The organism is Fulvivirga imtechensis AK7 (assembly GCF_000331535.1).
Classification (GTDB): Bacteria; Bacteroidota; Bacteroidia; order Cytophagales; family Cyclobacteriaceae; genus Fulvivirga; species Fulvivirga imtechensis.
Genome location: NZ_AMZN01000075.1, coordinates 1 through 9,371, shown reverse-complemented (window position 1 = coordinate 9,371; position 9,371 = coordinate 1). Strand labels below are relative to the sequence as shown.

Below are 9,371 nucleotides of genomic sequence, written 5' to 3'. Positions count from 1 at the left end.
TGTAATCCGTTGTGCCCTCCACCGTAGGTGTTCGGTTCAACAATAGCTATACTCAATAGGGTGTGTTGTGGGTTAGGTTCTTTCAGTGGTTTTAGCTACTTTGCTACGGGGGACAGTGACTCACTTCGATCACCCTACTGAGTATAGCCTGAGCGTTGTATGCCATGCGGGAACGGAGAAAAACCCACCGCACATTTTAGCGCATTTGGTTTTTGCCATCACACAAACCTCACCCCAAAAAAACCAAAGAGCTAAAAACTTCCCACGCTCGTGGATGATAATAATTCGAACTATTCTTATATTGAAAAACGAGATAGTTAAAATTATAATACTATCTTGGCTGGATAAGTTTAGACGGAAATGAACCGAATAAAGGAAGTACTTGAAGAGAAAGGAATTAAACAAACTTGGTTGGCTGAGAAACTTGGAAAAAGTTATAACATGGTAAACGGATACGTACAAAACAGACAGCAGCCAAGACTTGAAATATTGAATGACATTGCAAACATCTTAGATGTAGATGTAAAAGATTTGATTGTCTCTAATAAGGGTTAATATGAATGAGGCAGAAACTAGAAAAGACATAATTGATGAAAGGCTAAAACTAGCTGGATGGAATGTTGATGACCGTTCGCTGGTAATAAAGGAGCTCAATATTATTGTAGATGATAATTTGGTTCAAGAAGCAGCCACACCTTATTCGGGGCGTCAATTTAGCGATTATGTTCTCCTTGGAAAAGACGGTAAACCTTTAGCCGTTGTTGAAGCCAAAAAATCCTCGGTTGATGCTTCAATAGGCAGAGAACAAGCCAAACAATATTGCTATAATATTCAATCAAATGTAGGTGGAGATTTGCCGTTTTGCTTCTACACCAATGGATATGAAATATTTTTCTGGGATCTAGAAAATTACCCTCCACGAAAAGTCCATGGGTTTCCAACAAGAGAAGATTTAGAAAGATACAGGTACATTCGAAAAGCTCGAAAACCTCTATCTGGTGAATTAATCAACACAAAGATTGCCGGACGTGATTATCAGATAAGAGCTATCCGCGCTGTAATGGAAGACCTAGAGCGAAAAAGAAGGAAATTCCTTTTGGTAATGGCAACCGGAACCGGAAAGACCAGAACATGCATTGCAATGGTTGAATCTCTCATGCGTGCTGGATGGGCAGAAAAGGTTTTGTTCTTAGTTGACCGCATTGCACTTCGTGATCAAGCATTAGAAGCATTCAAAGAACATCTTCCAAACGAACCAAGATGGCCAAAACAAGGTGAAAAGGAAATTGCAAAAGACCGTAGAATTTATGTTTCGACTTATCCAACTATGTTGAACATTATCCGCAATGAAGAAACTATTTTGTCTCCTCATTTTTTTGATTTCATCGTCATTGATGAAAGCCATCGTAGCATTTACAACACTTACCAAGAAGTGCTCGACTATTTCAATACAGTTACACTTGGATTGACAGCTACACCTACAGATGTAATTGACCATAATACGTTCAAGTTATTTAATTGCGAAGATGGAGTTCCAACCTTTGCTTATTCCTATGAAGAAGCAGTAAACAACATACCTCCCTACCTGTGCAATTTTCAGGTAATGAAAATCAAGACAAAGTTTCAAGATGAAGGAATAAGCAAGCGTACAATTTCCCTAGAAGATCAAAAACGCCTGATTCTCGAAGGAAAGGAAGTTGAAGAAATCAATTACGAAGGAACAGACCTTGAGAAAAGTGTCATCAACAAAGGAACGAATGCCCTAATCGTTAAGGAATTCATGGAAGAATGTATCAAAGACCCAAATGGCGTTCTTCCAGGAAAAACGATTTTTTTCTGTGCGAGCAAAGCCCATGCAAGAAGGATTGAACAGATTTTTGATTCACTCTATCCTGAATACAACGGGGAATTAGCCAAGGTTTTAGTTTCAGAAGACCCACGGGTTTATGGCAAAGGTGGTTTGCTTGACCAATTTACCAACAACGATATGCCAAGAGTGGCTATCAGTGTAGATATGCTCGACACAGGTATTGATGTTCGAGAACTTGTCAATCTTGTGTTTGCAAAACCTGTCTATTCCTACACTAAATTCTGGCAGATGATTGGACGTGGAACCCGATTACTTGAGCCATCAAAAATGCGGACTTGGTGTGCAGAAAAAGATGTGTTTCTCATTCTCGACTGTTGGGACAACTTCGAATACTTCAAACTCAATCCAAAAGGAAAAGAACTCAAAGCTCAAATTCCAGTTCCTGTAAAGCTTTTCGGCTTACGTCTTGACAAAATTGAATTAGCTCAAGAGAAAGGAGAATCTGAAATTGTTGCATCCGAAATTCTAAAACTCAGAAAACAAATTAATTCCTTACCTCAGAACTCAATCGTGATCATGGAAGCGAAAAATGAGCTTCAACGATTAGAGGATGAGAACTTCTGGATAAAACTGACAACAGATAAAATAGAATTTCTCCGCTCTGTGGTTAAACCATTAATGAGAACGATTTCCGGTGAAGATTTCAAAGCCATGCGATTTGAGAAGGATGTGGTGGAAATTTCACTGGTTGGACTGACCGATGACAAAGAGAAGTTTGAAACACTCAAAGACAGTTTAATCGAAAAGATTTCTGAATTGCCCTTATCGGTGAATATCGTGGCAAGAGAACGGGAACTCATCACAGACGCACAAAGCAATAAATTTTGGTCAACGATTTCAGAAGGCAAATACGATCAACTGATAGAAAAGCTTAGCCCATTGATGAAGTTCATCGATTCAAGGGTTTCTCCTTTGGGCCCTGCTAAGTTTGACTTTGCAGACTTTACCTCAAAAAAGGAATTTGTTGAGTTTGGGCCACAAAATGAATCGGTAAGCATTGCTAAATACCGTGAAATGGTGGAAGAAAAAATCAGAGAATTAACCTCCACCAATCCGATTTTGCAGAAGATTCAGAAAGGTGATCCCATCACAGAAGAAGAAGCCAATGAACTGGCCAATGAGTTACACGAGGAAAATCCACACATCACTATTGATTTGTTAAGACGGGTTTACAATCACCGAAAGGCTCAATTCATTCAGTTCATCAGACACATTCTCGGTATTGAGATATTGGAAAGTTTCCCTGAAACAGTGGCAAAATCATTTGATGCATTCATTCAAAATCATAGTTACCTATCTGGACGCCAATTGCAGTTTTTGGATTTGCTCAAAAGCTACATTCTCGAAAAAGGTGAATTGCACAAACGGAATTTAATTGAATCTCCTTTCACCATGATTCATCCGCAAGGAATAAGAGGTGTTTTTAGTCCACAGGAGATTAACGAAATATTAGTATTAACAGAAAAATTATTGGCAGCATAATGTTACAGAACAACGCAAAACTAAAATCACTCATCGTAAGCCTTTGGGATACGCTTTGGAGTTCAGGAATAGCCAACCCTCTGACGGCTATCGAGCAAATTTCTTATCTGCTTTTCATTAAAAAACTGGATGAAAATGAAAAGAATGTCGAACGGAATATTGCTGAAGGTTACTGGACTGAAAAAGACTACACATTAAAATTTGGCGGAGAATACACCCCTTATGTAGATGTTGCTAAGCTTGAAGCGGAATACAAAAAATCGAAAGATAAATCAAAGACCATTGAAGAAGTCATAGCTGAAGCCAGACAGCCAAGAAAAGCAGAAGAATTGCGTTGGAGCTATTTCAAGAATATGTCGGCAGATGCCATGTTACAACATGTACGTTTCAATGTGTTTGACTTTGTTAAAAAGCTGAACAGTGATACGGCCTTTTTTACTAAGCACATGGAAAGTGCAAACTTCGAGTTGAGAAGCCCTTCGTTGTTAGTAGAAGCCATTAAAAAGATTGACGAAATCTATCTGGAAATTGAAAAGGATGCGGAAGATGGCAAACAAACTATTCAGGACATTCAGGGCGATGTATACGAAATGCTGCTCAGTGAAATTGCCACTGCTGGCAAAATGGGGCAATTCCGTACACCAAGGCACCTGATTAAACTGATGGCTGAACTAGTTGAGCCTAAGCTAGGCAACAGAATTGCCGACCCGGCTTGTGGTACGGGTGGGTTCCTTATAGGTGCTTATCAATACATTCTAACCGATTTGGTGCGAAAAACTGAACCCAGCAAACTGACCATTGATGAAGATGGATTTGAAAGCGGTATTGTCTCTTCCATCCTAACACCTGAAAATAAAATAATACTGGATCAAGGCTTGATCGGGTTTGATATTGATGTGACCATGGTTCGCCTGGGTTTGATGAACCTAATGATGCATGGAATTAATAATCCGCAAATTGACTATCGCAACACACTCAGCAAATCGTACAACGAAGAGGCCAGCTACGATATCGTAATGGCCAACCCACCGTTTACAGGTAAGCTGGACAAGGGCGACATCAATCCTGATTTAAAGATAGATTCTACTTCTACTGAATTATTGTTCTTATCCCGCATCTCAAAGATGTTACGTGCAGGAGGAAAAGCCGCTGTGATTATTCCTGAGGGTGTTTTGTTCGGAAGCTCAGGTGCACAAAAAGCCACACGTGAAATGCTCCTCAAAGACAGTCAGCTTGAAGCCGTTGTTTCCTTACCTCAAGGAGCGTTTAAACCATATACAGGTGTAAAAACGGCTATTCTGATTTTCACCAAAGTACAGGAGGACAGTAAGGATTGGCATACAGAGAAGGTCTGGTTTTATTCGGTAGAAAATGATGGCTACTCATTGGATGACAACCGCAGAAAGCTCAAAGAGAATCCGCTTCCAGAAATAAAAACCGCTTTTGAAGCAAGAGCGAAAGTCAAATACGAAAACCGCAAGAATCACTTCTTTGTAGAGTTAAAGGAGATACAGGAAAACGAACTGGATTTGAGCTACAACCGATACAAAGAGTATGAATATGCAGAGCAAAAATACGACCCACCAAAAGAGATTTTGGAAAAGCTTATCCAGCTTGAAAAGGAAATATTGGAAGATATGAATGAACTAAATAGCTTGATAAGGTGATAAAAAAGCTCAATGATATTTGTTCATTCGTTTCCGGCAATGCATGGAAATCATCTGAATTTGCCGATGAGGGTATTCCAATCATACGAATCAATAACCTAAACACCAACGACAATGACTTCAAGTATTGGCAAGGTGATTACGATAAAAAGTATTTGATCTACGAAGGTGATTTGTTGGTCAGCTTATCAGGAACCATTAAAACATTTCAATGGAATGGACCTGAAGCATTATTGAATCAACGGATTGTAAAGGTGACTGCAAATCCAGACACCAATCAGGATTGGGTTTACTACCAAATTTCGCATGTAATCGAGCAGATTGCCAACAAAGGCAAGCATGCGGTCATAAAGAATGTTTCCATAAATGACTTAAAGAATTTTGAGGTAGATGTTCCTGATTTTCAAACCCAAAACAAAATAGTCGCTATACTGGACAAGGCAAGTGCCTTGGTGCAAAAACGCCAGCAGACCATAGATTTGTTGGATGAGTTATTGAGAGCTCAATTTTTGGAAATGTTTGGAATGAAAAATCCAGATTTTCAAAAATGGGATGAAATTGAAATACAAGATTTAGCAAAAGGAAATAAGGGTTCAATGAGAACAGGACCCTTTGGAAGTAGCCTAAAACATGATGAATTTACTGAAGAGGGTGAAGTTGCTGTTTTAGGAATTGACAATGCTGTCAATAATGTATTCAAGTGGGATAAAAGAAGGTATATCACCAAAGTTAGATATGAAGAAAGCTTTAAAAGATATACCGTTTTCCCAAGAGATGTAATCATTACCATCATGGGCACAGTGGGTAGGTCAGCAGTGATTCCAGATGACATTCCATTGTCAATAAACACAAAGCATTTGGCTTGCATTACATTAGATGAGACAAAGTGCAATCCTTATTACTTGGCATACTCCATACATTCTAATCCCTTTACTGCTTTTCAAATGAAAGCTCGAAACAGAGGTGCGATAATGGAAGGATTGAACCTAGGAATTATTAAAACTCTAAAGCTTAAAAATGCACCTATTTCTCTCCAAAATCGATTTGAGAAAATATACTTTTCAATAACTGAGAGAAAAAATTCGTTGAAGCAATCAGCATCAAAAATCGAAGATTTATTAAACGCACTGCTTCAAAGAGCCTTTACGGGCAAACTAAATTTAGATCTTTCAATTGAGCTTGATGCTTTACTAGAAGAAATCGACCTTCAAAAATCCGAAAACGATTTATTCAGCATCATCACCAATGAAGAGTATTTGTTGAGTTTGATTAATCGCCTAAACAATCAAGAGTTTGAAAGTCAGGACTTATACGACAAAGCTAAACAAGTCGCTTTTCAATTGCTAAAAGAAGAAGAACGTTTGGCACAGGAATTCGATGAGCAAAGCCAAAGCCTAAAACTAGTCGTAAAATGAAGCTGCTGAGTTTAGAAATAGGCGAACAATTCAGAAGTCTCCATCCGGGCTTTAAGGTGCATTTTCACAAGCTCACCGATAAAGGTGTGGATTCCATGTTGGAGTTTCAGCCCTTTTGTTTTGCCGGCCTAAACGGTAGCGGAAAATCCAATGTATTGGAAGCACTGGCAGCAATATTCTACCATTTGGAGATGTGTGTAGCCAAATACCGACCCGATAGTTTCGAAAAGCACTTTAGCAGAAGTAAGTCCACGCCAGATGCTTTTACTTTAAAGTATCTGACTTGTAGTAGCAACAAAAATGATTACGTGCTTTTCCTTGCCGATATCGTCACTATCACCAAAGAAAAGGGCAAAGAACCTGTCATGACGGTTGAACCCAATCCTTTCAGCAAAGAGAAAGGTGCGGAAGCAAGAGAAGTTTCCTTAAAACCATCGGCAAGATCACAAGTACGTGCACCAGGAAAAGAATTTTTACCAGACTTAGTAGTTGGTTATTCATCAGGAGAAAACGAAATATTGAGTTTGCCCTTTATTAAAAACCGACTCATTCATTTTGATGAATATAAAGAAGCAGTAAAGAAGGGCTTTCCTTTTGATGAACCAGAAACGAGCTTGCTTTATATTGATGAAGAAATGAGTCAGGCAGTTTTGTTGGCCTGCATGCTATATGAAGACCCAAAAACCACTCTGAAGCCATTACGAGATGAATTGGGGATTGTTGGTATTCGCAGTTTCAGGATGAATCTGAATATGCAAACACTTCATTTGGACGAAGAGAAAAAGGATTCCTCACCGATTCTTTATCAGGTTGAACACATTCTTGATAAACTGAAAAAATGTGCTTCCTCTTGGTATGAGCAAAAAGGCGGCATCAAAGGAATGCGTGATGGTTTATTTACTGTTCTCACACTTGACTTCTTTGTAGATGAAAAAACCAAGCAAGTGTTCAGAGATCATTTCAGCTCTTCATTTGAGCTGTTCAGATTCTTTCAGGTGCTTTATGAACTGAACGCTAACATCATCAGTACTCCAACTAAAGAAGAGGTTTATAAATCTAGAGGTTTCTATACTGATGGAAAGCTTCCCGAAGCAGGACCCGAAGACCGAGTTTTCTACTTTTTGGACTACATGATTCTGAAAGAAATTGACGGGTTGGAAAAACCAAAAGAATTGTTGCTTCGAGAATTCTCTGATGGTGAACATCAATTCCTGCACACCATGGGCATTTGCTTAATGCTCAAAGACCGAAGAACTCTGCTATTGTTAGATGAACCAGAAACACATTTTAATCCTGGTTGGAGAGGCAAGTTTATCAAAGTTCTAAACGACAGCTTGAAAGCTGGCGGAACAAATAATTTTTTGAAAGATGTGATTTTAACTTCTCATTCTCCTTTTGTGATTTCTGACTGTTTGCCAAACAATGTCATTTTCTTCAAACGCAACAAAGACAATCATAAAATTGAAGCGAAAACAGCCAGAGAATTGGACTTCAACACTTATGGAACATCCGTTGAAATCATTTTAGATGAATTGTTTGAATACAACCAATCCATTGGTGATTGGGCAAATGAAGAATTAAAGACCATTGATTTTGACAATATCGAAACCCAAGAACAAAAAGAGGCTATCAAGCAAGAACTTAGAATTCTTGGAGAGTCCATTGAAAAGGATTTGGTACTGGCAAAATTGAACCGAATGAAATTTGACTAATCTATGCTCAGGCTTTACAAACCGATAACGCACGACATCTTTAAACTCCACGTAATGCTGGAGCATTTGGTGTGTTCCGTGTGGTGTGAGGCTTGCGATGATGCATGTGAAACAAAACTCAATGCAGAGTTCAAGACGCTTTACGATAGCTATGCATGGTTAAAAAAGGAAGTAGATGCCATTTACGACAAGTGCAAGCCATTAACAGCAGATGAACGGAAAGCCATAAAGGAGGCATTTGTTACAAACAATAAAATTGAGGAACTCTGCAATGGTTCAAAGCCGGTCTATTTAGATGATCTGCCAGCTCAAGTAAAGGATGATATCAAACCTTTATTGGTTGACTTTTACGAAACACTACTTGAAAAAGCGAAAGTCCCAGGCACAAAAAAGGACTATTATGAAAGGCTCATTAAGGAAAGTGATTTTCAATACTGTCCGGGTTGTGGTTTGATTGACTTTGAGCATGAAGACAGCAAATACAGAGAAGCGTTTGACCATTATTTACCAAAATCTGAATATCCATTTGCCAGCGTGAATTTTCACAATCTGGTTCCTCTATGTTACAAGTGCAACTCGGATCGAAAGAAAACTAAAGACCCGATCGAAAACGACAGAAAAGCATTTTATCCTTTTGCTAATGGTGAACACGACATTTCTATTGCCATGGAAATAGACCCCAACAAGGACGTTGACAATCTTGAAAGAGATGATTTGACGATTAACCTAACTGGTGAAGCCGACAAAATTGAAACATGGAATTGGTTGTTCGATATTGCTGAACGATACAACGACAAGGTTAGACCGAGAATAAAGACCTATTTAAGGGAACTGAAGAATAGATATAGGCAGCAGAAAAAGGACAATCCAGCTTTGACTTTTGTAGAGATAATTGATCGTGAGATTGAATTGTATGAAGACGACAAATATTCAGACTGGAAATTCCTAAAGATTCCACTACTGACTGAACTAAAAAAGAGGACTGACATAATGGAAGTTTATGATTAGCCAACGCACACTTGCAAGCACATTTGCAGGTCGCACAATGCCACCGCACGACCAAAACCTGCAAAAGAGCATCCAAGTCCCTGCCCGAGAAAAGAGAAATTTTAAAAAATGCCCCACCGCACAGGAGGACATGGAAAATGAAGACTATAACGAAAAGAAAAATAAAGCACGAACGCACAACACTAAGCCGAATAGCTGAAATACCGTCAAAAAAAGC

The 9,371-nt window shown here is 38.9% G+C and carries 6 protein-coding genes; all 6 read left to right on the top strand.

The genetic code is table 11. From position 1 onward, the window contains the following. The first annotated feature begins 360 nt into the window (after positions 1-360). The 6 genes from C900_RS21430 to C900_RS21405 are packed head-to-tail and all read left to right on the top strand — an operon-like array spanning position 361 to position 9,154. On the top strand, positions 361-555 hold the full coding sequence (locus tag C900_RS21430) for a helix-turn-helix domain-containing protein (protein ID WP_009582313.1): 195 nt from the start codon (positions 361-363) through the stop codon (positions 553-555). A 1-nt stretch (position 556) separates the two neighbouring features. Then, on the top strand, positions 557-3,352 hold the full coding sequence (locus tag C900_RS21425; RefSeq protein ID WP_009582312.1) for a type I restriction endonuclease subunit R: 2,796 nt from the start codon (positions 557-559) through the stop codon (positions 3,350-3,352). Continuing rightward, complete coding sequence (locus C900_RS21420; RefSeq protein ID WP_009582311.1) at positions 3,352-5,019, top strand: class I SAM-dependent DNA methyltransferase; 1,668 nt, start codon at positions 3,352-3,354, stop codon at positions 5,017-5,019. The genes C900_RS21425 and C900_RS21420 overlap by 1 nt, the downstream gene beginning before the upstream one ends. Further along, on the top strand, positions 5,016-6,434 hold the full coding sequence (locus C900_RS21415) for a restriction endonuclease subunit S (RefSeq protein ID WP_009582310.1): 1,419 nt from the start codon (positions 5,016-5,018) through the stop codon (positions 6,432-6,434). Before C900_RS21420 ends, C900_RS21415 begins: the two co-directional genes overlap by 4 nt. Then, the gene (locus C900_RS21410; protein ID WP_009582309.1) at positions 6,431-8,146 is read left to right on the top strand and encodes a restriction system-associated AAA family ATPase; all 1,716 of its coding nucleotides are present in this window, start codon (positions 6,431-6,433) and stop codon (positions 8,144-8,146) included. Before C900_RS21415 ends, C900_RS21410 begins: the two co-directional genes overlap by 4 nt. A gap of 3 nt (positions 8,147-8,149) precedes the next feature. Continuing rightward, positions 8,150-9,154 carry a hypothetical protein gene (locus C900_RS21405; protein WP_009582308.1) on the top strand — a complete coding sequence of 335 codons (1,005 nt, stop codon included), beginning with the start codon at positions 8,150-8,152 and terminating at the stop codon, positions 9,152-9,154. The last annotated feature ends 217 nt before the right edge of the window (positions 9,155-9,371 follow it).